We start from the raw sequence: 24,864 nt of genomic DNA on the forward strand, positions 1-24,864 counted from the left end.
CGCCCCGATCGGCGTCGGTCGAACTGCATTTCAGGAGGAGTGAAGATGACGAAGATCGCCTTTATCGGGCTCGGCAACATGGGCGGCCCGATGGCAGCCAATCTGGTGAAAGCCGGCCACGCGGTGACCGGCTTCGACCTGTCGGAGGCATCGCGCAACGCCGCAGCCAAGACGGGTGTTTCGGTTGCAGGCTCGATCGCGCATGCTGCGCGCGAGGCGGAATGCGTCATCACCATGCTGCCGGCCGGCGCTCACGTGCTCTATGTCTGGGATGAACTGCTTGGATTCGTCGACCCCGGCACCTTGCTGATCGACAGCTCGACAATTGATGTCGATAGCGCCCGCAAGGCGCATGCGTTGGCCGAAAAGGCCGACTGCCGTTCACTGGATGCGCCCGTCTCGGGCGGCACAGGCGGCGCTGCCGCCGGCACGCTGACCTTCATGGTTGGCGGTGCAGACGATGCCTTTGCCCGCGGCAAGCCGCTGCTCGACGCCATGGGCAAGAAGATCGTTCATTGCGGCGACGTCGGTGCGGGCCAGGCGGCAAAGATTTGCAACAACATGATCCTCGGTATTTCCATGGCCGGTGTCTGCGAAGCCTTTGTTTTGGCCGAGCGCCTCGGTCTGTCGCACCAGGCGTTGTTCGACGTGGCCTCGACCTCGTCTGGTCAATGCTGGTCGCTGACGACCTATTGCCCGGTGCCGGGACCGGTGCCGACATCGCCGGCCAACAACGACTACAAGCCGGGGTTCGCCGCCAGCCTGATGTTGAAGGACCTGAAGCTGTCGCAACAGGCGGCCAGCACCAGCGGTGCCTCGACGCCCATGGGCGCCCAGGCGGCGCAGCTTTACTCCATGTTTGAAAAGCTCGGCCACGGCGGGGAGGATTTTTCCGCGCTCATTCATCTGCTGCGCGGCAACGACGAGGCAAAGGCCTGCTGATCAGGCTTTACAGACTTACGGCGTCGATCAGAACCGACGCCGTAAGTCTTCTCAATCATTAGCGTTGGCGTTTAAACCGTCGCCTTGAGCTTGTTGCTGATGTAGCGAAACTCCTGCGTCTTGCCTTCGTAACCGTAGGCGGCGGCGGAGACTTCATGCACGAGGATGTAGCTTTCCGAATGCACGTTGCCGAGCAACTGTTGGAAGCCGGCAAAGACGGCCTCGAGATAGCTTGCCATCTCCTGCTTGGTGTTGGTGCCATCCACCACCTTGATATCGAGCCAGAAGCTGCTCGCGCCCTGGTCTGCCAGTGAACGGCCACCTGCGAACCAGTGTGCCGGATCGGCGTAGTTGACGACGATGGCGGTAATCGTTGGGTCCTTGTGCAGATGCTTGGCGGTCAATTCGCTCACGGTGGCAGCGATGCGTTGCGACAGGGCGGCGTCGGACTTGCCGGTGACGGTGACGTTGATGATGGGCATGATGGGCTCCGTGAGGTGCGGGTTGGTGTTGACGCCAATGTCGCATCGTTATTGATCAACAAAAATCGAATTGTTTTGCATTTATAATTCGAATATTATGAAGTTATGCAGACGCTCGATCCTGACCTTTTGCGCACGTTCCTGGCCTTTGCTGAAAGCGGCTCGCTTGCCCATGCGGCGACGGTGGTCGGACGCACGCCCTCTGCGGTCACGGCCCAGATGCAGCGGCTGGAAGCCGTTATCGGGGAAGCGTTGCTTTCCCCTTCCGGTCGCGGCCGCGTGCTGACACCCACCGGCGAGGATGTCGTTGTGCAGGCACGCAAGATCCTCGATGCGCATCGCGACGCTTGGCTCAGCCTTAAGGGCGCGCGCACCGACGGCCGCGTTTCGCTCGGCTGCACTCAGGATTTTGCCGACAGCACGCTGCCGACGTTGTTGCAGCAATTTGCGCGCAACCATCCGCGCGTGCGGCTGGACCTGCGCGTGGGCCGCTCGAAAGAACTCGTGAGCCAGTACGATCAGGGTGCGGTGGACGTGATGATCGTCATGCGGCAGAGCGCGACGGTTGACGAAGTCGCCGTGTTGCGCGAGCCCATGCTCTGGCTGTGTGCATCGCCGAATGTGATGCCCGTCGATGAACATTTGCCGCTGGCCGTCCTCGATCCGCCATGCGGTTTCCGTTCAGCGTCCATCGACGCGCTTGAGGCTAGTCGTCGGCCATACAGGATAGCGGCGACAAGCCCGAGCCTCTCGGGGCTTCGAGCCGCGGTCCGTGCCGGGATCGCGATGACGGCGAGAACCGAGCGCTTTGTCGGGGATGGTGTGGCGGTCGCGCCTGAAAGGTTGGCGCTTCCGGCCTTGCCCGAAGCCGAGTTCAGCCTGCGCCTCAAACGGAATGCGGAACGGGCCGCGACCACACTCGCGGACTTGCTTGCCGATGGGCTTTCAAAAAACGGTCGCTCTGACGTGATCGCCAGTGCAAGCGCTACGGCCTACATCTGAACGGTCATGCCGCCATCGACCGTCAAGGTGATGCCGTTGACGAAGCTTGAGGCCGGCGAGGCAAGGAAGACGGCAGCAGGAGCTATCTCTTCCGGCCGCCCCCAGCGCTTCAGCGGGATGCGGAAATCGACGAATTGCTGCACCACCGGATCAGCCGCAAGTGCCGCGTTGGTTTCCGTTGCGAACCAGCCTGGAGCGATGGCATTGACCGTCAGGCTATCGGAGCCGAGTTCGACCGCAAGCGATCGGGTCAATGCGCCAAGCCCGCCTTTGGCCGCGGTATAGGCCGGATCGCCGGCGCGAGCTGCGAAGGCAGCGATCGAGGTGACGAAGATCAGCCGCCCGGCGTTTGATCGTCGCAGATAGGGCAGCGCTGCCTTAGCCATTCCGTACGCGGCCGTGAGATCGGTGTTGATGAGGGCGGCAAAGCCGGCGGCATCCATGTCGTCGGTACCGCGCCGGTCGCGCTCGCCAACGGCGTGGATGAGAATATCAAGCCTCCCGGTGCTGCGTGTCGCCGCGGACAGGATCGCGGCTGCATCGGTGACGACATCGCCCGGCGCCACCTCGAGCGTGATGCCTTCGCTCCCGAGCTGGTCGCGGGCTGCCTCCAGCGCCGACCGGTCGCGGCCGTTGATCGCCACCGACGCACCGGCCTTGGCGAGTGCCTTTGCCATCTCCAGGCCAAGTCCACGGCCGCCGCCGGTAACCAGTGCGGTTCTTCCCGTTAGATCGAACATTGATCGCCTCATCACGCCTGTGTGCAGGATTTTGGCCGGATGGGAAAGAGGCGACATGCCTCTACAGGGCTCGCGGCAGCGATGGGGCCGTCGATAACGACGGCCTAACGCCTATTCAGCTCGTCCCGAGCATGATTTTTGACTGGCCGTCGAGAATAGCACTGTAGCGAATTCTGTCGTCCCTGCCATTGGCGGTGAGCACGCGTTCGGCGAGGGAAATCCAGGTCTTCAGATCCTCCTGGCCAAGCCAGTGGATCGACAGGCAGTCGCCGCGTTCGAACTCGTCCAGGCCGGCCGGTTCGCCGTCGCATTCATCCGTATCGGCGCGCCATAGCCATTGCATGCGCCGTATGCTCAGATGAGGAGCGTCGATCGCCCGCTCCAGCATCAGATCGCGCAGACCCTCGTCGTCGAGCAGTTCGGCAAGCATCAGCAGCCAGGCGATTTCGACCGGATCGAGGCGACCAAGTTCCGGGTCGGACTGACCCTGCGCATTGCCTCTGCGGCTGAGCCAGATTGCCGCCTGTGCCAGATCACCCTCGAGAAGCGAAATGACACCCAGCAGGAGCCAGGGCTCCGCAACATGGCCGATCCAGGTCGTCAGGTCGTTGAGGGCCGCCTTGGATGCCGTAAGGTCACCACCCGAAAGGATCGCGTCGCGCGCCGACCGCAGCACGGCGGACATCGGGCTGTCGAAGAGGACAGCGTCGGCAATCGACGGCGTACCGGTGGTCGCCCGGACGTTTTCGAACGGCCCGAATTTGCCTTGCTGCTGCACAACTTCGCCTGGTTGCAGGCTGAGGCGGCATTCGAACCAGTCGAGCATATGCGTCCACGATTGTCGCGTGTAGCGGCTGTGGACGAGGTCGTGGCCCTGCTTGCAGATATAGGAGTAGAGATCGGGACTGCGGGAGATCGCATTTATCTTGATAAAGAGCTCGCGGCCGGAGCCGAGCACACAATTCTCAAGATCGACGAAACCGTATTCCTTCAAGGGCTCCGATTCCGGCGCGACGAGGATGGCGCCGGATGCCGGAATCTCCAGATGTTTGCGAACGACGTAGTCCATCCGCGTGGTATCGGCGATAGAGAAATAGCTTTGCGAAATCAGTTTCGAGTATTTCTCGTCACGAACCTCGAAGGGGGATTGGTAGTTCTTGTCATAGCCCGGATGCGTATAGACCAGTGTCGGGAACAGGCGTTGGATCTCTTCGGTCACTCGTGCCCGCCAGGGGTAGAAGGTCGGGAAAAGATGCCCGCTGAAAACCGTGACAGGGATGATCTTATCGAGTTTATAGTCCTGGAATACCGTCGGATCGATGAATTTCGGCAGTATGAACGAGGCGATCTTCGACAGTTCAGGCATCTGCTGGATTTGTTCATTGCCAGGGCAGAAAATCGTGTCGATGCCGTAGCTATCGAGCATCTGCAAGATCAGCGGCCGCATCGGGTCGTGCGGGTCGCAATTGAGATAAAGCGCACGCGGTACCTGAGGATGCGCTTTTGCGTTCGCGATATTCAACCGGTGAGGTCGCCCCCAATGGACGGAATCGAAGATAAGGAAATCGGGTTTCAGTTGCGCGTAGACCTCTGCAAAGTCGAAGTCCTGCTCGATGACACTGACGTCGCAATGCAACGCAAGCGTATGCACCCACTCATCGATGACCGTCGTCAGGACAGCTGCGGAGTCCGGGTTCGGTCGTGGTCGGACGCAGAGGACCTTGCGGCGCGGCGCTGTCTCAGTCATGGCTCACTCTCCGTCAAAAAATGCAAGAACAGCGTCAATGACGCGTTGTTGCTGGTCGACACTCATGCCGGCGAACATCGGTAGCGACAGACCCTGCGATGCAAACGCTTCGGCGACCGGGAAGTTTGACTGCCCAGCAGCGATCTCGAGCAGGCACGGCTGCCGGTGGAGTGGGATTGGGTAATGCAAACCCGTCTGGATGCCGTGTCCGTCGAGATAGGCCTTCAGTTCGTCGCGGCGTTCCGTACGCACCACATAAAGGTGATAGACGTGGTCGCCGTGAACGATCTCGGGCAGTTGCAACGACGTTGCCGCCAAAGCGCTCTTGTAACGTGTCGCGATAGCGCGCCGTTGATCCGTCCAGTCGTCGAGGTGTCCAAGCTTGTGGCCAAGGACAAGCGCCTGGATGCCATCCATACGGTAGTTGTAGCCAATGCGTTCGTGCAGGTAACGCTGTGATTGGCCGTGATCCCGGAGTGCCCGCAGCGCCTTGGCGTGCTCGTCGTCATTGGTGACGATAAGGCCGCCTTCGCCAGCGCCACCGAGGTTTTTACCCGGATAGAAGCTGAAACAACCGAGGTCGCCGATCGTTCCGAGGCTGCGGCCGCCGTGGCGTCCGCCGATCGCCTGGGCGACATCCTCGATGACCGTCAAGCTGTGACGACGGGCAAACTCCATGGTCGCTGACATATCGGCAGGCTGCCCGTAGAGATGCACCGGGATGATGGCTTTGACGCCATCGTCGAGCCGGCGTTCGGCATCGGCCAGATCGATGGTGCCGGTAGCCGCTTCCACATCGCAGAAGATCGGGATCGCACCTTCGTAGAGAAGACCCCATACCGTGCCGATGAAGGTGTGTGCAGGCACGAGCACCTTGTCTCCGCGGCGAATTCCGGCGGCAATGACGGCCAGGTGCAGGGCTGCACTACCGCTGCTGACGGCCACGGCATGTCGTGCACCCAGATAGTCGGCAATGCGTTTTTCGAATTCCGTGGCCCATGGCCCCAGGCAAAAGGCATTTGCCTCGAACAGCCGCTCGACGTCGGGCATGACGTCGGCACGGATCTGGTTCCACTGGATCGAGAGATCGACGAAAGGTACTGTGGCGTGCGCGTTCATGCGGGTGTCCGTTGCGAAGGAGAAGTTGAACCGACGATGCGGGCGGGGTTGCCGGCGACGATAGCGTGATCGGGCACGCTGCGGGTCACGACGGCACCAGCGGCTACCAATGCGTGTTGACCGATGACGAGATCCGGCAGGATCGTTGCGTTGCTGCCGATCGAGGCACCTTTGGAAACACGCGTCGGCAGGCATGTCCAATCGGCTGCCGATTGCAGGCTGCCGTCTTCATTGATTGCTCGCGGGTATCGGTCGTTGGTGAACATTACGCCGTGCCCGACGAAGACGCCGTCTTCGATCGTGACGCCAGAGCAAATAAAGCAATGCGACTGGATCTTGCAGTTCGCGCCGATCTCGACGTCCGATTGGATCTCGACGAAAGTGCCGATACGTGTGCCATCACCGATCGTGCAGCCGTAGAGATTGGCAAGATCCGGATGATAGATGATGACGTTCTCACCCAGGACAACAGTGTCGGCGATCGGCATCAATTTAATCCTTGTGCCGAAAGCGACGTCTTCAGACCTTCGACGACGGTCGTCTGCTCGTCTTCTGTCATGCCGTTGAACAGCGGAAGAATGAGATGGGTGCGGCTAACCTTCTCCGACCGTTCCAATCCGCCGTTCCGGGCATTTTTCCAAGGCTTTTCAAGATGGCTCGACATGATGGCGCGGCGAGTGGCGATGCCCTTGTCCAGCATGGATTGCATGACGCCGTCCCGATCCGCGGCCTCAGGCAGGCCGACACAGTAGCTCTGCCAGTTTGAACGTGCCCAGCTGGGTTCGGCCGGCACGGCAACGCCGTCAATTTCGCTCATTTTCTCTGCGTAGCCTCGTGCCAGTGCACGACGTTCGGCCACAATGCTGTCCAGTCGTTTCAGTTGCTCGCGCCCGACCGCCGCCTGCATGTCGGTCATCCGGTAGTTGAAGCCGGATTCGTCGTAGGTTTCGGTCACGACGCGGTTGGACTTGTGGCGTGTCAGATCCGAAACACTCATGCCGTGCTGGCGGAGCAGCCGGCAGCGTGCGTCGATTTCCGGGTCGTTCGTCGTGATCATCCCGCCTTCGCCCGTGGTTAGGATCTTGCGCGGATGGAACGAGAAGCAGGCGACATCGGAGAACGTACCGCCGAGCTTGGTCCAGGTGCCATTGGCCTGGATTTCCGCCCCGCTTGCGCAGGCTGCATCTTCAACCACCCGCAGGCCGTGGGCTCGGGCAACTTCGCATATTGCCGGAAGGTCGCAGGGCATGCCGATCTGATCGACGCACAGGACCGCTTTGGTACGCGGGGTGATGAGAGCGGCGATTGCGTTCGGATCGATGTTGAAACCATCAGGGCCGATATCGGCAAACACCGGCGTCGCACCACACATGTGAATGGAGTTGGCCGTGGCAATGAAGCTATGGCTGACCGTGATGACTTCGTCTCCGGGTCCGACACCAACTGCGAGCAACGCCAGATGCAGGGCTGTCGTGCAGTTCGATACGGCGCAGGCATGGGACGCACCGGTCATCGCCGCAAATTCGCCTTCGAAGGCAAGAACCTGCGGACCCTGCGTCAACCAACCGGAGGCGATGACCGCGGCAACGGCGTCGGCTTCAGCCTGGCCGACAAGAGGGCGCATCAAGGGGATCATTGCGCTGCCTCCATCGAGAGCGCGCGTTCCTGCTGCCACCAGACGACCAGATCGGAAAGCCCCTGCTCGAGGCTGATCGTCGCCTCGAAACCCAGGTGTTCTTTTGCCTTGGTCGGATCGGCGAGGCGCCGCTCGACCGGATTGACGCTTCGCGCCGGCATGTATTCGATCGAAAGGTCCGGCCGCCCCATCGTCTTCAGCAGCGCATCGGCAAGTTGCTTGAGAGACACTTCCTCGCCCGAGGCAACGTTGTAGACCTCATCGGATGCAGGCGAGATCGCCGCTGCGATATTGGCGCGGGCAATGTCGCGGACATCGATGAAGTCCATCGTCTGCAGACCGTCGCCGAAGATGATCGGTGCCTGCCCGGCGGCGATACGCTCCATCCAGCGGATCAGCACCTCGGTGTAGCGACCATGGATATCCATGCGCGTGCCGTAGACGTTGAAATAGCGTAGGGCGCAGTAGTTGAGGCCAAACATGTCGTTGAACGAGCGAAGTAGGCTTTCGTTGAGCAACTTGAGCCCGCCGTAGAGCGTCCGGTCGGCATAGGGCGCAGCGGCTTCGGTTGTCGGAAACTCCGGTGCAAGCCCGTAGATCGAGGCCGAAGAAGCGGCGATGAGCTTTTCGACGCGGTGCTTTACGCAGGATTCGATAAGATCAAATGTCGATTGCCCCATCACTTCGAAGGCATGGCGCGGTTCGGCAGCGCAATGGGTGATGCGCAGTGCCGCCTGATGGAAAACGACGTCGCTGTTGCCGATCAAGCCGTCGAGCAGGTCACGATCGCGAATGTCTGCGTTGATCACGTCAAGGCGATCAGGGTGGGCAACGGATGCAAGATTGGCGAGCCTACCGCGCACCATGTTGTCGATAACGACGACCTTTGCGACGTCCTGCTGCATCAACTGTTCGACGATATGCGAGCCAACGAAGCCGGCACCTCCAGTGACCAGGATGCGCTTGCCCTTCAGGGCGTTGACGGTCTCGGACGATGATGTGTTTTGCATTGGATTATTCCGCGGCTACTGCGTTGATGGAGGCGGGCATGAACCCGCGGACGCGACGAAGGCTGAGATCAAGCGCGGCTTGCGCGCGCTCCAGGGTCCGCACGACGCGAAGGCCAAGGCGCCCATCTGTCTTGCAGGTGACTTGTTTCGTAATGGATTGCCGGAAGTGCTCGACGACATCGACAAGCGGCTCGGACGTTGCAAGTCGGGGCGAAGAAACGGATCCTATCCGGTAATTCGGCAGGATGAGATCCCGTTCCTGCTTCGAATGGAAGGTGATGCCGGAATCGTAGATTTTCAGCGGTTCGTCGCGGTTAAGATCGTCCCAGACGACCATCTGTTCGCTGCCGCCGATAGCCACCCGGCGAAGCTTTACCGGCGACATCCAGCTCAGATTGAGATGAGCCACCATCGAATTGGGATAGTGCAGCGTCAGATAACTGATGTCAGGCGAACCCTCATTGACGTGGCAATACCCGCTGGCCTCGACATCGACAGGTTCGATGCCGAAGAGGAAGTCGAGGATCGACAGATCGTGCGGGGCCAGATCCCAGAGAACATTCACATCTGGCTGGAAGAGCCCAAGATTGATGCGCTGCGAGTCGAAATAGGAAACGTGGCCGAGCGCGCCGGAGTGGACGAGATCCGCCAGCTTCAGCACGGCCGGGTGAAACAGGAAGGTGTGGTCGACCATCAGGGTCAGCCCGTAAGCCTCGGCCCGTGCTACGAGGTCGCTCGCCTCGGCGCTGGACGCGCACATCGGCTTCTCGACCATGACGTGCTTGCGAGCCTCAAGGGCTGCGCGCGCCAGGTCGTAGTGCGACGATACCGGTGTCGCGATGACGACGGCGTCGATCGTCGGATCGGCCATGACGGCGCTAGCGTCGGCGTGTACCACGATCTGCGGGTGCGACTGGCGCAGTTTTTCTGCGAGGTCCGGTTTCAGATCGACGACGGCGGCGAGTTCAATGCCGGGGTTGCTCGATAGCACCCGAAAAAGATTTCGTCCCCAATACCCCATCCCGCACAATGCGACCCTGATCATGCTGATTCCTCTCAAGCAACCGCGTAGGTTCATATTGCGAGGAAAGCTTGCTTGGGCCTGACGTGGGTATAACCCTCACAGGCGCGCAATCTCATCTGTTGATTCCATCAGAGAAAAATTAGGGTGCACGAATTGCGGATTGCTGAGGGGAAGCCCGGTGTTCAATGCTCTAAGAGTGCTGCAAGTTGCCTTGCAGAAGGAGAAGCTCGAAAAGTTCAAGCGGCGCGTTTCTCTCGGGGATCTTCTTACCGATCGCTGGGAGAACGCGCGCGAATACGGCTTCGGCGAAGGCGCATCCTGTTACGACAATGTTCTGATCCTCGGTGACGTCAAGGTTGGCGCACACAGCTGGATCGGCCCGAACACCATTCTCGACGGTTCCGGCGGCCTTGTTATCGGCGACCATTGTTCCATCTCGGCCGGTGTCCAGATCTACTCGCACGACACCGTTCAAAGGAGCGTTACACTTGGCCGGGATCCGATCGATTATGCGCCGACGCGCATCGGCCAGGGCGTATACATTGGTCCGAATGCCATCATTGCCAAGGGCGTGACGATCGGCGATGGCGCTGTCATCGGTGCAATGTCCTTCGTCAACAGCGACATCCCCGCCGGAAAGAAAGCGTGGGGAGCGCCGGCGCGCATTGCTGGAGACGTCGTAACCGAGTGACGATACGGAACGCGTTTACAGCGCCGCGCGTCAATATGGCGCGCAAAGGACGCTGTGACGCTTTGAATTTACTTTACAACTCCTTAAATCGGATCTGATCTAAGGAGTTGTGAAGTAGCCGATGCGCGGGTCAGCGCGACTGCCGGAGTTGCTCAACGAAGCGCTCATGTGAGACCGCGAAATTGCCGGTCACGTGCCCGCCATCGGGCACGTCGCGCGTGACGACCGCTCCCAACGTCACCCTCGCGTGTCGCCCGATCCGCAGGCCATTCGAAATCGTCGCGTTCGGTCCGATCCGAGCGCCGTCCCCGATGGTGGTCGAGCCGGCGAGAAGGCAGCAAGCGGTAATCTGGCATCCCTCGCCTATGCGGACGTTGTGGGCGACTTGCACCAAATTGTCGATCACGGTGTTGGCGCCAATTTCCGTGTCGCAGCCGTACATGCCCCAGTCGACGCACGTGTTGCTCTGGATGACGGCCTCGCGGCGTATGATCACGCGGCCATGATGGGGTAGGGTGATCTGGCGGCCGTCGATGGTGCCGACCTCGAAGCCGTCGCCGCCTATCACCGCTCCTGCGCCGATCCGCACGCCGTCTTCGATCTCCACACGCTCATGGATCACCGCGTTTGCGCCGACAACGACATCGTCGCCGATGACCACGGAGGTCTCTGAGACGTAAGCGCGGGGATGAATCTTGGCGGTGGGCGAGATCCTGCTCGCGAACGGCTCTCGAAGTTCAAATGTCTGGCCCTGGGCCAGATAGGCGCGCAGAAAGGCCTCACGAGGGTTATCGCAGACGGCAAGGCCGTAGACTTCGGGTATCGCGTCCCGAAATTCAGGCGTCGTCAGGATGCTGCGTGGTCCGGTCAGAGACGCGAGTTGATGCGCGAAGCGGATGTCGGAGTAGTAGTGCAGTGAACCTTCTCGCCCCAGCGAGAGCGGTGCCAAGCCAAAAACTTCAGCGTCTCGAACGATCGATACCGAGCCACCATTGAGCATCTCAGACAGTTTCATGGCTCGATCCTTGCTTGAGCGTGGAATGAAGTTCGGACAAGCTGACGAAGCGTCCGCCGCTCTTTTGCACCCATTCGATCGCCTGCGCCAAGAATGATGCGCTGCCGGAGCCTGGATGCCGCAACGCGTCGGCCTGTTCTTTGGTCAAGGTCGTAATGTGCTGTTTGTGGCGCAGATAGTAGTCGCTATCGGGTATGTTCAGCGTCCACATGAACGGATGGAAGTTCAGGATCTTCAGGCCGGAGCTCTCGAAGGCCTTCCGATGGGCGGCAAAGTCCCAGTCCAGCCCGAGCAGCCAATGAACGTCTTCCTCGAAGAAAACCGGCAATCGGTCGACGCCGTTCCAGTGCCTGAGAACGGGGATGTTCTCCTGCAGGTGGCAGCAGATGTTGCTGTCGAGGCGGATACCGCGGCGCGAAGCTGCCATTGCCACGTGGCTGTTGTCGAAGAACGCATGGCAGCGAAGGGCGACGGCATCGGGTACGAGAGCCAACACATGATCGAAAATCTCGTCGATCGTTTTGCCGTGTGTCGTTCCCGCGAGGAAGTTCGGATGTATGCCGAGTTCGACCTTGCCCTTCTCGGCGAAGCGCTCCAAGGCCTGCGAGCGATGGGTGACGAAAAGTGTCGGGACGATGCCATGGGCATTCGCCGTATCGACGTAGCTTTCGATGCAGTACTCCGACGCCCAATCGACATCGCCGGTTAAAACGAAACGCTGCGGTTGCTCTTGTTCCATCGATCGTTCGCTCTCATCATCGCTTTGGCTCAATCGCAGACTGCGCCAGTCGCAGATCGACAAGGCGAAGCCTCCTGCAACGCCACGCGCCTTGTCAGACGCGCAAAGGTCGCTGTAGCACTTTGAATTGCTGCATGTTTTTATCCTTAAACCGGACGCGATTTAATGAAACATGCAGTAGAAAGCCCATTCACACCGATTCTGCACATGCCGACGAGGGGCTGGTGGCGATCTGCACAGGAATGAATCCGTCGGCGTTGTGTGTGTTGTTTCCGGCCGAGCGTGTTCGAGCTTTGGCTCGTCGTTTACAGGTCAAACCGCACTTATTCTTGACGATCGCTGACTAACCGATGTCGGCGTTCCGCGAGTGAGCGGAAATGTTCGTAGCGCCGAGGCATCGCGCGCTGGAAGCGAGTGCAAGCCTTGCGATGCTGCTTGTGTTTGCCCACCATGGTGCCTATTCGCGTCAGTTGAAATCGCGTCCTTTTGCGGGTGCCTGGGAAGAGAGAGGTAACAAGATGTTTGTTTCCAACGCCGAGTTCCGGCGATCAGAAGCGGGGTCAAAAAGGAACGACGCTGTCGTCCTCACTCTCTCAACTGTCGGCAGCGCACACGATCGCTGCCGCTACGGGATTGCATTCTCATGTACAAACTCGAGCCAAAGGCCTATTCGGTCGCTCAGCCGATTCTAAACGCATTGTCGAACCCGGTCTTCGGCGTCTTGGCTTGGCGAAGTCCGCGGCCGCGGCAAGTTTGTCCGAATGTATTGATAGAGGCATTGTCGGCATCGAATGGCATTCGCACGCTTCCAACAGGGGCTCGATTGCGATCGCAAAGGCCATCGGTCTGGTCGAGAACGATCGGCACTTCGCCTATAGCGGCAAAACCTGCCGGCGGAAAACGTCGGTGATCTCGACCCTGCAACCTGCAAGGACTGGGCGCTTCATCTTGAAAGCGCCAGCAACCATATCACCTGGTATCGCTTCCATGCTGCCGGTGCCTGGGCGCCGATCGGGGAACGTGGCCGCGCACTCGACAATATCAGGCAACTGGTGGAGGGCGGTTGGGAAAGCGAAGCCGACTGGCTTGAAGGCTACTGGGCCGTGGCATCGTTGATCGATGATCCGCAGTTTCAGTCGCTTGTTGCGCGCCAGCGGCAAGCGCGGGCTGATTGATGGCATAACCGGCCGCGCTCCGAAGGGGCACGGCCATTTTCAAGGCGAAAAAGGGAGCGGCAGGCAGCAAGATGACGGCTATATCGACGTCAGAGATTGCGTTTCGGCGTTCTACGAATGGGGACCTTGAAGCCTATCGCTCCCGGTTCGCCGACGCTGAAATCGCCCGCTTCCTTTCGTACCCGAGCAACGATTGGTTCGCGCATGTAACAGGGAGCGACAACGCGCAGTGCTTGATTGCGGCTCCCCCCGGAGGAGCAACGCTTGCCGAAATCCATGTCGACCGCGATGAAGACGGCGTCGGCCATATCGAATTGGCTGTGCGGCCGGATTTGCGGAGAAACGGCTACGGCAAACGGATCCTGCTCGCCTTCTTGCGCGGGCTGGGCAGCGGCTTCGCCGAGCTTCATGCCCACATCGAGATCGACAATGTCGCAAGCCTTGCCTGTTTCCAAAGGTGCGACTTTGTCGAGGCGGCGAAACAGGACGATGACGAGTTTTGCCTGTTGATCTGGCGTCCCAAAGGTTAGCGCCGGCCGCCGTGACGGCGGCCGGTCGCAGCGGGTCTGAGTTATTTCATCGTGTAGACGTCGACCGTGAAGTACTTGTCGTTGATCTTCTTGTAGGTGCCGTCTGCGCGAATTTCGTCGAGCGCCTTGTTGAGCTTTTCGCGCAGCGCGTTATCGTCCTGGCGCACGGCGATGCCGACGCCGTCGCCGACGAACTTCTTGTCAGTGATCGGCTCGCCGATGATTTCGCAGCAGGCCTTGCCGTCGTCGTTCTTCGTCACCCAATCCAGAAGCGGCAGCATGTCGCCGACCTGAAGATCGAGGCGACCGTTGACCATATCGAGATTGGCTTCGTCTTGCGTCGGGTAGAGCTTGATGTCCGCGTCCGGGTAGGCAGCGGCGATGAAGTCGGCCTGCGTGGTGCCCGACTGCGCGCCGATCACCTTGCCTTTGAGGGCCTCGTTGGTGAACGTGGTGATCCCAGCGCCCTTTGGCGCAACATGCGTCATCGCCGCGAGATAGTAGGGATTGGTGAAGGCGACCTGCTTCTTGCGATCCTCGGTGATGAACATCGAGGCGATGATGAGGTCGTATTTCTTGGCGAGAAGACCGGGGATGATGCCGTCCCAATCCTGCGCGACAACCTCGCACTCCGCTTTCATGCGTTCGCAAAGGGCCAGCCCGATGTCGACGTCGAAGCCGCCGATCTTGCCGGCCGAATCGATGAAGTTGAAAGGTGGATAGGCGCCTTCTGTGCCGATCTTGATCTTGTCGGCCGCACTCGCCGAACTTGCCGTTGCCATAACAGCCAGCACGATCGCTGCAATCTGTTTTTTCATCGTCGTTCCCCTTGTTGGCGCATCTTTCTTGATGCTTCCGGAGAACACTACGTCCGCTCTGGCTATAAGCGAAATAGATAGGCGCGATAATCGGTATTGTTTCGATTGATCGTGATCGCTGTCACGCGATCACTTGTAGCGTCCGTGGCGCTGCAGCACTTCGATCTTGTAGCCATCAGGATCGGTGATGAAGAAGAACCGCGCCAGAAGCGCACCGTCGCGATTGAACTCGACGATCTTGTTGGGGCCAAGGCCAGCCTCGGTCATCCGCTTGTGTTCGTCGTCGAGATCGCTCACCGACAAGGCGAGGTGGCCGTAGCCGTCGCCGAGCTGATAGGGCTCAGTGCGATCCTTGTTGATTGTCAACTCGAGCTCGAATTCGCTGTCTTCGTTGCTGAGATAGACCAGGGTGAAGGTATCGAAGTCGAGCCGTTCGGCAATGGAAAGCCCGAATGCCACTCTGTAGAAGTCGAGCGACTTCTGTTCGTCGAGCACCCGGATCATCGAATGGATTGCCTTGGCCAAGTGAGCCCCCTTCAGCGTTGAGACGGCGACGAGGTATCAGAGTACGAAGGAGGTTGGAACCCTTCCTAAGATTTTCCGATCGTCCGCCGGCTAGATGTTTCGGCTCTGCCTCTTCAACTGCTGCTCGCGGAAGAAGATAAAGAGGCCCGAGGCAACGATCAATCCGGCACCGATGATGACGGTCGGGCGCGGCATATCGCCGAAGAAGAACCAGCCGAAGACGACGGCCCAGAGCAGCAGCGTGTATTGCAGCGGCACCACTGTGGCCGCATCGGCAAGCTTCAGAGCGCGGTTGACCAGGATGTGCGCGAGCATCGCAACGATGCCAAGCATGCCAAGCTGAAGGATGGCCTCGCCGTCAACGGGAGCCCATCCGGCCGGGTTGGCGGCAACGCCGACGAGCGAAAAGACAAGCGCACCGATCACCTGCCAGAAGACCAGCGTCGTATCGGGGGTCGAGCGCAAGGTGCGGCCAAGCATCAGCGCGAATGCAAATGCCGCACTGCCGACAAGGGCAATCAGCGCCGGCAGGCTGAACGTGTCCTTCGACGGCTCGAGCGCAATGACGACGCCGGCAAAGCCGATGAGGATCGCCGTCCAGCGCCTCCAGCCAACCTTCTCACCGAGCAGGAACGGCGAGGCGGCGGCAACGTAGATCGGCGCTGCCAGCCAATAGGTCATCGTGTCGGCAAGCGGCATGTAGGCGACGGCGAAATAGAAGGCCGATGCGTCCACGGCAAAAAGCAGCGAGCGCAGCGCCTGGAGCCACGGCCGCTCGACCTGCAACATAGAGCGCAGGCCGCGCTTGAGGATGAACGGCGAAAGTACGAGCAATGCTGCGATGCTGCGGATGACCATCAACTGGCTGACGGAATAGGTTGCCACCAGCCATTTGCCCATGACGTCGTTGAGCGAAAACATCAGCATGCCGAGAAGCATGATGATGACACCCGTCCGAGCGGCGTTCGGCGCGGTGGCGGAGGTGGCTATGATGGTCATGGGAGTGGCTTTCAAACGTGTTCCCCGTGCCTTTTGCACATTCCAGCGCGCCGATCCATCGCGCTCTGCGTATGGGACCATAAGTTTTGCGAATGATTACGGGCCGAGCCGCCGCGATCTGCTATCGGGATTTCGATCGGGGAGTGCCAGATCGGCACGGCAGAGACAGCGTTGCCTCTTGACGTAACGTGCGGCGCTGCTAGTTAAGAGACAATCTCGCCGTCCAGACATCGGACCGCGGGATGAACACTGGTGCCGGGCCCCTCTGGCGAGAGTTTTTACGGCGCTCTCGTGATGTCGGTACCGCCAGCAAATGAGCCGGCGGATTAGCTACCATGAAAACTGATCTCATGCCTAACGCATGTGCCCTTTCGGCCGTGCGTGTTTTCGTTTCCAAACCCCACTTCTTCTCCGAACCGGGCGTCGTGCGCTCGAAGGAGGCCCGTCGATGACGCAGCCTCACACGCACGCAAGCTCGCTCGGCTATTTCAAGTGGGCCTTCATCGTCACCGTGGTCGGCCTGGTGCTCGGCGCCTGGCTCGGCTGGCAGTCGACCGGTACAATCGGCGGCATGGCGACCGTCTTTTTCATCTGCACCGTGTTGGCGGTTCTCGAAATCTCGTTGTCATTCGACAATGCGATCGTCAATGCAAACAAGCTGAAGGACATGACCCCGGAATGGCAGCACCGCTTCCTGACCTGGGGCATCATCATCGCCGTCTTCGGCATGCGCATCGTCTTCCCGCTGCTCATCGTCGTTATCGCGGCAAGCATCGGCCCGATCGACGCGATCATGCTGGCAGCGACCAAGCCTGAGGAATATGCCCGCATCATGAACGATGCGCATCTGCCAATCGCAGCCTTCGGCGGCACCTTCCTGATGATGGTCGGCCTCACCTACTTCTTCGACCATGAGAAGGATGTGCACTGGATCGCCTGGGTCGAAAGCAAGATGGCGCGCTTCGCCACGATCAAGGGCATCGAAATTGCCTTCGTGCTCGCGCTCATCCTTGGCTTCTCCAGGCTGCTCGATCCCGCCGAGGCGCACACCTTCGTCTATTCGGGCATTTACGGCCTGCTGACCTTCCTCGCCGTCGAGGTGATCGGCGGACTGCTCGACGCGTCGCAGCAGACGCTGGACGCGGCGGCAAAGGGCGGCTTCGGTGCCTTCCTTTACCTCGAAGTTCTTGATGCGAGCTTCTCGTTCGACGGCGTCATCGGCGCCTTCGCCCTGACGCAGAACCTCTTCGTCATCGCCATCGGCCTTGGCATCGGCGCGATGTACGTGCGCTCGATGACGATCATGCTGGTGGAGAAGGGTACACTCAGCGAGTACCGCTACCTGGAGCACGGCGCGTTCTACGCGATCCTGATCCTCTCGGTGGTGATGTACTTCCAGACGCTGGTGCACATCCCCGAAGTGATCACCGGCCTTGGCGGCGCTGCCCTGATCGGTATCTCGCTATGGTCGTCGATCCGCTACAACAAGCGGGAGCGTCAGGCCGAGCTCAACGGCGAAGTCAGCCATGGTCAGGCGCGCGTCGAGGCGTAAGCTGCTTCGACACTAGCGCTCTCAAAAAGGGCCCCGGTGCAAAGCGCGCCGGGGCCCTTTGCTTTGCGCTACCGCAACCGCACTTGCTGAGATTGCCAAACAGTCGCTATCCGGAGATAACCGTTTGATGATTTCAAGTGATCTGACGCGGGTCTTGGAAGAGGTATACCGAGCGGGCGCCCACCGGGTGCCGGCCGACGATATCGATTGGCCGCAGGAGCTTCACGCGGCCGTCTTTCGCGCCTTGAACATGCAATACATCACAAGACGAGAGATTGACGGTAGCGTTCGCTTTTCACTGACGCAGGCCGGATACCGGGCAATTGATGCGGAGGTGCCATGGGGGCGCATTCTGCGGCAGCGCATGCGCGACTTTGTCCGCGCGGCCACAGGGCGCTAGCAAGCCCAAATGCAAAAAAATGACGGCCCGTCATCTCGCGATGTCGAGCCGTCTCATCCTTGGGAGGATAAAGCGCCCTGTCGCGATGACGGGCGCTGGAAATCTCTGTTAGTTGCGCTCTGCACCCGGGAAGTTGGCCGGATCGATGCCCAGGGTGCGAAGGTCGCTTGCCTTCGGGCGGCGGTGGCCCTCGACAGCAGCGGCAGCGGCGCTAGCGGCGCCGAGAACTGCGAATGCGCGGCCGATGAAACCCTTGCGGTAAGTTGTGGTAGCCATCTCTTTGCTCGCTTTCGTTTTCTCTCTGATGAGCAAAAGATGGGGTTTGCCGGGTCTTTTTGCAATGCACAATTGGACACTCCAGCCATGCAACGGAAGCAGGCCCGGTCGACTGTCCATCGACCGGGCCTGCTGTTTGAGCCTTGGGAGGCTCCTGCAGAATTCCCCCAAACCGGAAACGATTTAAGGAAGATCATGCAGAAGGTCGGAGCGTTGCCGCGCCGGCCCTGAACAGGCGCGACGCAGCAGGGCTGTTTAGTCTTCGTTGGCCGCGAGCTGCGCCAGCACTTCGCCACGTCCGCGGGCCCTGAGGATCAGCGGGATGATCAGGGCTGCGGCAGCAATGACCAGCAGCACGGCGGCGATCGGCGAAGTGAAGAGCACGCTGACGTCACCCTGGCTGATGGCCAGCGCCCGGCGGAGCTGCTGCTCGGCGAGTGGCCCGAGGATCAGGCCGACGACGACAGGCGCAATCGGGTAACCGAACACACGCATGGCATAGCCGAGCAGACCGAAGGCGAGCAGCATGCCGAGTTCGTAGACCGACGGGTTGGCGCCGATGGTGCCGAGCGTCGCAAACATCAGAATGCCGGCATAAAGCCAGGGCTTGGGAATGGTCAGCAGTTTCACCCAGAGGCCGATCAGCGGCAGGTTCAGGACCAGCAGCATGAAGTTGGCAATCAGAAGGCTGGCGATCAGACCCCAGACGAGCTGCGGGTTGGTCGCAAACAACAGCGGGCCTGGCTGCAAGCCATACTGCTGGAAGCCGGCAAGCATGATTGCGGCGGTCGCCGTCGTCGGCAGGCCGAGCGTCAGGAGCGGAACGAGCGTACCGGCAGCCGATGCGTTGTTGGCGGCTTCCGGTCCAGCGACGCCTTCGATGGCGCCATGGCCGAATTCTTCTGGATGTTTTGCCAGGCGCTTTTCCGCCGCATAGGACAGGAAGGTGCCGATCTCGGCGCCGCCGGCCGGCATCGCGCCGATCGGGAAGCCGATGAACGTGCCGCGAAGCCAGGGCTTCCACGAGCGCGCCCAATCGAGCTTGCTCATCCAGATCGAGCCGCGCACGGCCTCGACCTTGTCAGGACCCTTTTCGCCCTGGGCGGCGATGAACAGGGTCTCGCCGATCGCGAACATCGCCACGGCGAGCGTGGTGACCTCGATGCCGTCGAGCAGTTCCGGGACGCCGAAGGAGAGGCGCGCCTGGCCGGTCAGCTGGTCGATGCCGACGACGGAAAGCGCCAGGCCGACGAAGAGGGCGGTCAACCCGCGAAGGGTCGAATCGCCGAACGCCGAAGACACGGTGACGAAGGCGAGGACCATCAGCGCGAAATATTCGCGTGGACCGAAGACCAGCGCCAGCTTGACGATATAGGGCGCGATGAAGGCAAGGCCGAGTGTGGCGATCAGGCCGGCAACGAAGGAGCCGATGGCGGCGGTGGCAAGGGCGGGTCCGCCCCGTCCGGCGCGCGCCATCTTGTTGCCTTCGAGGGCGGTGACGATCGAGGCACTTTCGCCCGGTGTATTGAGCAGGATCGACGTGGTCGAGCCGCCATACATGCCGCCGTAATAGATACCGGCAAACATGATCAGAGAACCGGCCGGATCGAGCTGGTAGGTGACGGGCAGAAGAAGGGCCACGGTCAAAGCCGGGCCGATGCCAGGGAGAACGCCGACGGCGGTCCCGAGCGTCACGCCGATCAGCGCGTAGAGCAGGTTCATCGGTTGGGCAGCAACCCACAGTCCCTGCAGCAGGAAATCAAAAGTAGCCATGGTCGACGGCCCTCTTAGAAGAACAGGCGTTCAAGCGGCCCTGCGGGCAGCGACAACTGCAGGAGCTTGGCGAAAATCACCCAGACGGCAAAACAGAGCGCGATGCCGACTGGCAAGGAGAACCAGAGCTTGCGCTTGCCGAAGCCGCGTGCGGTGAGCGCAAAGAGAATGCCGGTGGCGATCGAAAAGCCTGCGACGTTCAAGAGCAGCATCTGCGCTGCAAGCCCGGCGACGATCCAGATGACCGGCGAGATTTCCTGGCGCTCGCGCTCGGGGAAATCGTTGCGGAATGCCGCAAAGACGGTCCAGACGGCAAGGCCCGCGAGACAGCAGGCGATGGCATAGGGGACTGTCGTCGGTCCGACCTGGGAGTAACCGGCAGCGCCCGAAAGGCGTGACACGTCCCAGAAGATGAGGCCAGCGATGGCGGCGAGCACGGCCGCGATGAAGAGCGCCGCCCGATCCGGGCGACGCGTTGTGGTTGAAGGGTTGAGCCCCTTGGTCATTTCACCAGTCCAATGTCCTTGAGGACGCCTTCGGTTGCCGCAACGTCCTTGTCGAGCTGGGCGGCGAAAGCGTCGCCAGAGAGGTAGCTGTCCTGCCAGCCCTTGGTCTTTAGGACTTCCTGCCAGCCGGCCGACTTGGCGAGCTTTTCGACGTCAGCCGAAACGGCTGCCTTCTGCTCGTCGGTCAGGCCCGGAGCGGCTGCAACCATGCGCCAGTTTTCAACGACGACATCGAGGCCGGATTCCTTCAGCGTCGGCGCGTCGATGCCGGGCAGGCGCTCGCCGCTCGAAACTGCGATCAGGCGCAGCGTGCCCGCCTTGACCTGGGCTTCGAACTCGCCGTAACCGGAGATGCCGGCCGTGACCTGGCTGCCGAGGATGGCTGCAAGGGCTTCGCCGCCGCCGGAATAGGCGATGTAGTTGATCTTGGTCGGGTCGACACCAGCTGCCTTGGCGATCAGGCCAACGGCGATGTGGTCGGTACCGCCGGCAGAGCCGCCAGCCCAGGAAACGGCGCCCGGATCTTTCTTGAGGGCTTCGACGAGGTCGGCCATCGTCTTGATCTCGGAAGCGGCCGGAACGACGATCGCTTCATACTCGCCGGTGAGGCGCGCAATCGGTGTGACGTCCTTCAGGGTAACCGGCGACTTGTTGGTCAGGATTGCACCGACCATGACGTAACCGCCGACGATGAGCGCGTTCGGGTTGCCCTTCTGCTGGCTTGCGAACTGGGCGAGACCGATGGTGCCGCCGGCGCCCGGTACGTTCTGAACCTGAACGTTGCCGGAAATGCCTTCCTGCTGCATGACGGTCTGGAGCGAGCGAGCGGTCTGGTCCCAGCCGCCGCCCGGATTTGCCGGAGCGATGATGGTGTAGTCAGCCGCATAGGCCGGCAATGCCATAGCGCCGGCGAGAATGGATGCCAGGAAAAAGTGTTTCAAGGTCAGTCCTCCATGAGGCGCGATTTTCCACGCGCACGTTGTTTCTGCGTGCGAACGGGAAGACGCGACGGTGCCCGAGGACCCTTGTCGCTGACCGGATTGGTGGCTTCCTCCCAGTGCGCAACCGGCGGGCCCGCCTCCACGGGGCGCCGGTGACTGCTAAGCCATCATAGAAAGCTGACATTAAGCTGACATCAAGCCCTCAATGCGCAAATGAAGCGCAGTGTTTACGAAATCTCAGGGCTTTACTTACCGCTCGCGGCGCGAATTGGCTCGCTATGGGGCAGGCGTCCCTTCCTTTTCCGGTTAGTGCGCGAATCGTGAATGTTCTCGCCCCATTTGCTTACGAATGGGCGAGCCGCCGCGGGGAGGTAGGTCGGGCTCAAATCTTCGTTTTATGGCGCATTGTAAAACTGTCAGTCTTGTGATGTTTGAATATTCAGAATAGAATATTCCAATATTCCCTGTTGCATATTCGAAGAAAAGCCATGGCACTCTATATTCGTGACGACACAGTCGACGATCTCGCTTCCGAACTTCAGAAGCTGTCCAAGGCTCCTAACAAGACAGAGGCCGTTCGGCGTGCTTTGCAGCATGAACTCGATCGCATACGGCAAGAAGTGCCGCTACGCGAGCGCGTCGCGAAAATTCAAGAGAATTTCCGAGCGCGTATGGGTTCGAGGAAGCCCAGCTTCGACATGAAGCGCTTCACCGACGAGATGTGGGAACTCTGATGTTTCTGGACGCCTCTGTGATCGTGGCGGTGTTGGCCGGCGAGGAGGATGCTGGCTACCATCTCGCCAAAATCGAAATGTCAAAGACGCCAATCTTTTACTCGTCACTTGCTGTGTTCGAAGCGGTGATCAGCCTGGCACGTATCATTGCCATCTCGCACAACGGTGACCAGGTCCCAACGCCTCCGGAGATCATCGAACTGGCGCAGGAGAGCGTTGCGCAATTCCTTGAAGCAATCGATGGCCATGAAATGCCTATTAGCGGATCCCTGCATCGCGCCGCAATTGAGGCGGCACGCAACTATGGTCGCTTTGTTGGTCATCCGGCTAGGCTGAATTTCGGTGATTGTTTTGCTTATGCGTGTGCGAAGTCCCAAAATATTCCGCTTCTGTTCAAAGGCGATGACTTTTCCAGGACAGATATCGATGCTGCCTGAGATCGCCGCTTGGGACGAAGTCAAGCTGTAGACAGTCGACGAATTCCTTGTCTTGAGTAGCAGCCAACGTCCTGAACCCGGCACCGTCGCTGGAATGCAACGTGGCGTGTCGGCACTCGGCGCCCAAAAGGGAGGTCGGAGTTACGTCCGGCCTCCTCCGATTAGAGACCGCGAAACGGATGGCTGGCGATGCGCAAGAGCTGGTAAATCCGTCGGGAAATTTCGTCCGCAATGCTGCACGGTTACTCAGCTGCATCTCGCCGATCGATGTGGAGGGCGAAGCCTCGATCACTCGGGTTGGCGAGGTCTGGACGCAGCTCGAGGCTCGGGATCAGATAGTCGCCTCCGTTCTGGCGCCGGTAAGGGATGGGCGGTGTGGTCGAAAGGGTTCGCATCCTCTCGCGCAGGCTTTCAGCAATATCGTCGAAGCCGGCTTCGTCGATGCGATCGAGCCGGTAGGCGACGAAAGGCGGCAGGACATCATATCCCGGATAGTAGAGGATGCCGTGGTTGATGGGGAACAAGAGGTCGTCGATCGGTCCGTTGACCCCGCGGGCCGAGTAATGCTCCTGCCAGCCGCCGGTGGTGACGATCAGCATGGCCCGCTTGCCCTTGAACGTGCCCTCGCCAAACCGGTCGCCCCAATGCGCGTCGCTGTGCTCACCCACACCGTAGGCAAATCCATAGGCGTATACCCGATCCACCCAACCCTTCAGGATCGCCGGCATCGTGTACCACCAGAGCGGAAACTGCAGGATGAGCGTATCGGCCCATAACAGCTTCTCGTGTTCAGCCTTCACATCCCCGGTCAGTTGGCCAGCTGCAAAGGCGGCTTTCGAGGCGCGGCTTGGTTGGAACGGCGTATCGTGGCCCAGAGACGGGAAGTCGGGGCGATCGATTTCTGATTTCCACTTGTCGGCGTAAAGGTCGGATACCCTGACTTCGTGCCCCTGGGCCTCCAACTCACGGACGGCGACGTCGCGAAGGGAACCGTTGAGTGAGCGCGGCTCCGGGTGGGCGAAAACAAGCAAGACTTTCATGATCAGCATTCCTGTGATGAGAAACCGACCTTGGATATAGACAGCCGCGTATCGCCCTATTATGTCTCAGGAATGCATATGATTGTGCCGAAAAATGGATAAATCCGATATCACGCTCGAACGTATCAGGACCTTTGTGCGCGTCGCCGAGCGCGGCAGCCTGTCGGCCGTCGCGCGGGAGCTCGGGCTTGGGCAGTCGACCGTGACGCGACAGTTGCGTGAACTGGAGGAGGCGCTGGGCGTCCCACTCATCAGCCGCACGACCCGGCGCGTAACGATGACGGACGAGGGCAGCCAATACTATGCCAACAGCGTCCAGATCCTGCGCCTGGTGGAGCAGGCCGGCGATGAGGCCCGCGGAAGCCGTGGCGCATCGGCCGGGACGATCCGGGTTTCCTGTACTGCGGCTTTCGGCGTGCTGCACGCCACGCGATTGATCTTTGCCTTTCAGGAGCAGTACCCGGATATCGGCGTCGATCTCAACCTTACGGACGAGCGCATCGATCTTGTGCGGGAGGGGATCGACATCGCGATGCGACTGGGGCCGCTGACAGACAGCTCCATGAAGTTGCGGGCACTGGGAGAAAGCCAGCGTCTTTTGGTCGCCGCGCCGGAGTATCTCACCAAGCGAGGAACGCCGATCGTTCCCCGCGATCTATCGGAGCACGAGGGCATTCGCATGTCGAATGTGACGGGCAGCGACCTGCTGGAGCTTCACGGCAAGAGCGGCGAACGGCATAGAGTGCCTTTCCATGGCCGTCTGCGGGTTGATCATGGACTGGCAGCCCGCGAGGCGCTTGTTGCTGGCCGCGGTATCGCCCCGGCACACCGTTGGCTCGTCGACGACCTGCTCGCCGCCGGCCGGTTGGTGCCCATCCTTACTGATTATCTTCTGCCGGCCGTGCCGTTGAGCATGCTGATCGCACCGGAGCGTGCGGGCATTGCCCGCGTGCGGTTGCTTGTCGACTATTTGGCCGAGCGGATCGACGACATTCCGGGTCTGGAGTAGCC

General features: G+C 60.5%; 26 protein-coding genes. 8 read left to right on the forward strand and 18 right to left on the reverse strand.

What is annotated here, in order from left to right; all coding sequences use genetic code 11:
- Positions 1 to 45 precede the first annotated feature (45 nt).
- Positions 46 to 942, forward strand: coding sequence for a 3-hydroxyisobutyrate dehydrogenase (gene mmsB, locus BLJAPNOD_RS31220; RefSeq protein ID WP_115422636.1), 897 nt, complete (start codon positions 46 to 48; stop codon positions 940 to 942).
- 71 nt (positions 943 to 1,013) lie between these two features.
- On the opposite strand, the gene BLJAPNOD_RS31225 is transcribed toward mmsB, so the two are convergent.
- On the reverse strand, positions 1,014 to 1,424 hold the full coding sequence (locus tag BLJAPNOD_RS31225; RefSeq protein WP_115422637.1) for a 4-oxalocrotonate tautomerase family protein: 411 nt from the start codon (positions 1,422 to 1,424) through the stop codon (positions 1,014 to 1,016).
- A 105-nt stretch (positions 1,425 to 1,529) separates the two neighbouring features.
- On the opposite strand from BLJAPNOD_RS31225, the gene BLJAPNOD_RS31230 reads away from it, so the two are divergent.
- The gene (locus tag BLJAPNOD_RS31230; RefSeq protein ID WP_115422638.1) at positions 1,530 to 2,426 is read left to right on the forward strand and encodes a LysR substrate-binding domain-containing protein; all 897 of its coding nucleotides are present in this window, start codon (positions 1,530 to 1,532) and stop codon (positions 2,424 to 2,426) included.
- Here BLJAPNOD_RS31230 and BLJAPNOD_RS31235 read toward each other — a convergent pair.
- From BLJAPNOD_RS31235 to BLJAPNOD_RS31265, 7 genes are all read right to left on the reverse strand, one after another.
- Positions 2,417 to 3,166 carry an SDR family oxidoreductase gene (locus BLJAPNOD_RS31235; RefSeq protein ID WP_115422639.1) on the reverse strand — a complete coding sequence of 250 codons (750 nt, stop codon included), beginning with the start codon at positions 3,164 to 3,166 and terminating at the stop codon, positions 2,417 to 2,419. The two genes, BLJAPNOD_RS31230 and BLJAPNOD_RS31235, sit on opposite strands and share 10 nt — an antisense overlap.
- 115 nt (positions 3,167 to 3,281) lie before the next feature.
- Positions 3,282 to 4,913 (reverse strand): glycosyltransferase, encoded by a 1,632-nt coding sequence (locus BLJAPNOD_RS31240; protein WP_115422640.1) that lies wholly within the window; start codon positions 4,911 to 4,913, stop codon positions 3,282 to 3,284.
- 3 nt (positions 4,914 to 4,916) lie between these two features.
- The gene (locus tag BLJAPNOD_RS31245; RefSeq protein WP_115422641.1) at positions 4,917 to 6,032 is read right to left on the reverse strand and encodes a DegT/DnrJ/EryC1/StrS family aminotransferase; all 1,116 of its coding nucleotides are present in this window, start codon (positions 6,030 to 6,032) and stop codon (positions 4,917 to 4,919) included.
- Positions 6,029 to 6,520: an acyltransferase gene (locus BLJAPNOD_RS31250; RefSeq protein WP_077499142.1), complete on the reverse strand. Its 492-nt coding sequence runs from the start codon at positions 6,518 to 6,520 to the stop codon at positions 6,029 to 6,031. The genes BLJAPNOD_RS31245 and BLJAPNOD_RS31250 overlap by 4 nt, the downstream gene beginning before the upstream one ends.
- Positions 6,520 to 7,668, reverse strand: coding sequence for a DegT/DnrJ/EryC1/StrS family aminotransferase (locus tag BLJAPNOD_RS31255; protein ID WP_115422642.1), 1,149 nt, complete (start codon positions 7,666 to 7,668; stop codon positions 6,520 to 6,522). Before BLJAPNOD_RS31255 ends, BLJAPNOD_RS31250 begins: the two co-directional genes overlap by 1 nt.
- Positions 7,665 to 8,642 carry an NAD-dependent epimerase/dehydratase family protein gene (locus BLJAPNOD_RS31260; RefSeq protein WP_199566077.1) on the reverse strand — a complete coding sequence of 326 codons (978 nt, stop codon included), beginning with the start codon at positions 8,640 to 8,642 and terminating at the stop codon, positions 7,665 to 7,667. Before BLJAPNOD_RS31260 ends, BLJAPNOD_RS31255 begins: the two co-directional genes overlap by 4 nt.
- A 40-nt stretch (positions 8,643 to 8,682) precedes the next feature.
- Complete coding sequence (locus tag BLJAPNOD_RS31265; protein WP_115422644.1) at positions 8,683 to 9,723, reverse strand: Gfo/Idh/MocA family oxidoreductase; 1,041 nt, start codon at positions 9,721 to 9,723, stop codon at positions 8,683 to 8,685.
- Between the two features lie 157 nt (positions 9,724 to 9,880).
- Between BLJAPNOD_RS31265 and BLJAPNOD_RS31270 the strand changes: the two genes are divergently transcribed.
- Positions 9,881 to 10,393, forward strand: a complete 513-nt coding sequence (locus BLJAPNOD_RS31270) for an acyltransferase (RefSeq protein ID WP_244611160.1) — start codon at positions 9,881 to 9,883, stop codon at positions 10,391 to 10,393.
- Positions 10,394 to 10,523: 130 nt separating this feature from the next.
- Here BLJAPNOD_RS31270 and BLJAPNOD_RS31275 read toward each other — a convergent pair whose 3' ends face one another.
- Positions 10,524 to 11,408, reverse strand: coding sequence for a DapH/DapD/GlmU-related protein (locus tag BLJAPNOD_RS31275; RefSeq protein ID WP_115422646.1), 885 nt, complete (start codon positions 11,406 to 11,408; stop codon positions 10,524 to 10,526).
- Positions 11,395 to 12,147, reverse strand: coding sequence for a hypothetical protein (locus tag BLJAPNOD_RS31280; protein ID WP_115422647.1), 753 nt, complete (start codon positions 12,145 to 12,147; stop codon positions 11,395 to 11,397). The genes BLJAPNOD_RS31275 and BLJAPNOD_RS31280 overlap by 14 nt, the downstream gene beginning before the upstream one ends.
- A 1,246-nt stretch (positions 12,148 to 13,393) precedes the next feature.
- Between BLJAPNOD_RS31280 and BLJAPNOD_RS31290 the strand changes: the two genes are divergently transcribed.
- Positions 13,394 to 13,852: a GNAT family N-acetyltransferase gene (locus BLJAPNOD_RS31290; protein ID WP_115422649.1), complete on the forward strand. Its 459-nt coding sequence runs from the start codon at positions 13,394 to 13,396 to the stop codon at positions 13,850 to 13,852.
- 41 nt (positions 13,853 to 13,893) lie between these two features.
- Here the strand turns inward: BLJAPNOD_RS31290 and BLJAPNOD_RS31295 are convergent, their stop codons facing one another.
- From BLJAPNOD_RS31295 to BLJAPNOD_RS31305, 3 genes are all read right to left on the reverse strand, one after another.
- A complete protein-coding gene (locus BLJAPNOD_RS31295; RefSeq protein WP_077499133.1) occupies positions 13,894 to 14,670 on the reverse strand; it encodes an ABC transporter substrate-binding protein in 777 nt (258 codons plus the stop codon).
- Positions 14,671 to 14,799: 129 nt separating this feature from the next.
- Positions 14,800 to 15,195: a VOC family protein gene (locus BLJAPNOD_RS31300; RefSeq protein ID WP_077499131.1), complete on the reverse strand. Its 396-nt coding sequence runs from the start codon at positions 15,193 to 15,195 to the stop codon at positions 14,800 to 14,802.
- Positions 15,196 to 15,285: 90 nt separating this feature from the next.
- Positions 15,286 to 16,194, reverse strand: coding sequence for a DMT family transporter (locus BLJAPNOD_RS31305; RefSeq protein WP_077499129.1), 909 nt, complete (start codon positions 16,192 to 16,194; stop codon positions 15,286 to 15,288).
- A gap of 448 nt (positions 16,195 to 16,642) precedes the next feature.
- Here BLJAPNOD_RS31305 and BLJAPNOD_RS31310 point away from each other — a divergent pair, with 448 nt between their 5' ends.
- On the forward strand, positions 16,643 to 17,746 hold the full coding sequence (locus tag BLJAPNOD_RS31310) for a DUF475 domain-containing protein (protein WP_077499127.1): 1,104 nt from the start codon (positions 16,643 to 16,645) through the stop codon (positions 17,744 to 17,746).
- Positions 17,747 to 18,254: 508 nt separating this feature from the next.
- On the opposite strand, the gene BLJAPNOD_RS31320 is transcribed toward BLJAPNOD_RS31310, so the two are convergent.
- From BLJAPNOD_RS31320 to BLJAPNOD_RS31335, 4 genes are all read right to left on the reverse strand, one after another.
- Positions 18,255 to 18,422 (reverse strand): hypothetical protein, encoded by a 168-nt coding sequence (locus tag BLJAPNOD_RS31320; RefSeq protein WP_115422651.1) that lies wholly within the window; start codon positions 18,420 to 18,422, stop codon positions 18,255 to 18,257.
- 255 nt (positions 18,423 to 18,677) lie between these two features.
- Entirely contained in the window at positions 18,678 to 20,195 is a 1,518-nt protein-coding gene (locus tag BLJAPNOD_RS31325) for a tripartite tricarboxylate transporter permease (RefSeq protein ID WP_077499123.1), read from the reverse strand.
- Positions 20,196 to 20,209: 14 nt separating this feature from the next.
- Positions 20,210 to 20,701, reverse strand: a complete 492-nt coding sequence (locus tag BLJAPNOD_RS31330; RefSeq protein ID WP_077499121.1) for a tripartite tricarboxylate transporter TctB family protein — start codon at positions 20,699 to 20,701, stop codon at positions 20,210 to 20,212.
- The gene (locus tag BLJAPNOD_RS31335; protein WP_077499119.1) at positions 20,698 to 21,642 is read right to left on the reverse strand and encodes a tripartite tricarboxylate transporter substrate binding protein; all 945 of its coding nucleotides are present in this window, start codon (positions 21,640 to 21,642) and stop codon (positions 20,698 to 20,700) included. The genes BLJAPNOD_RS31330 and BLJAPNOD_RS31335 overlap by 4 nt, the downstream gene beginning before the upstream one ends.
- 488 nt (positions 21,643 to 22,130) lie before the next feature.
- On the opposite strand from BLJAPNOD_RS31335, the gene BLJAPNOD_RS31340 reads away from it, so the two are divergent.
- A complete protein-coding gene (locus BLJAPNOD_RS31340) occupies positions 22,131 to 22,376 on the forward strand; it encodes a type II toxin-antitoxin system VapB family antitoxin (protein ID WP_115422652.1) in 246 nt (81 codons plus the stop codon).
- Positions 22,376 to 22,813 carry a type II toxin-antitoxin system VapC family toxin gene (locus BLJAPNOD_RS31345; protein ID WP_115422653.1) on the forward strand — a complete coding sequence of 146 codons (438 nt, stop codon included), beginning with the start codon at positions 22,376 to 22,378 and terminating at the stop codon, positions 22,811 to 22,813. Before BLJAPNOD_RS31340 ends, BLJAPNOD_RS31345 begins: the two co-directional genes overlap by 1 nt.
- 242 nt (positions 22,814 to 23,055) lie before the next feature.
- Here BLJAPNOD_RS31345 and BLJAPNOD_RS31350 read toward each other — a convergent pair whose 3' ends face one another.
- Positions 23,056 to 23,853, reverse strand: coding sequence for an NAD(P)H-dependent oxidoreductase (locus tag BLJAPNOD_RS31350; protein ID WP_115422654.1), 798 nt, complete (start codon positions 23,851 to 23,853; stop codon positions 23,056 to 23,058).
- Between the two features lie 94 nt (positions 23,854 to 23,947).
- On the opposite strand from BLJAPNOD_RS31350, the gene BLJAPNOD_RS31355 reads away from it, so the two are divergent.
- Entirely contained in the window at positions 23,948 to 24,862 is a 915-nt protein-coding gene (locus tag BLJAPNOD_RS31355; protein WP_115422655.1) for a LysR family transcriptional regulator, read from the forward strand.
- The last annotated feature ends 2 nt before the right edge of the window (positions 24,863 to 24,864 follow it).

The sequence above is a fragment of the Ensifer sp. M14 genome, from assembly GCF_003355565.1.
Taxonomy (GTDB): domain Bacteria; phylum Pseudomonadota; class Alphaproteobacteria; order Rhizobiales; family Rhizobiaceae; genus Ensifer.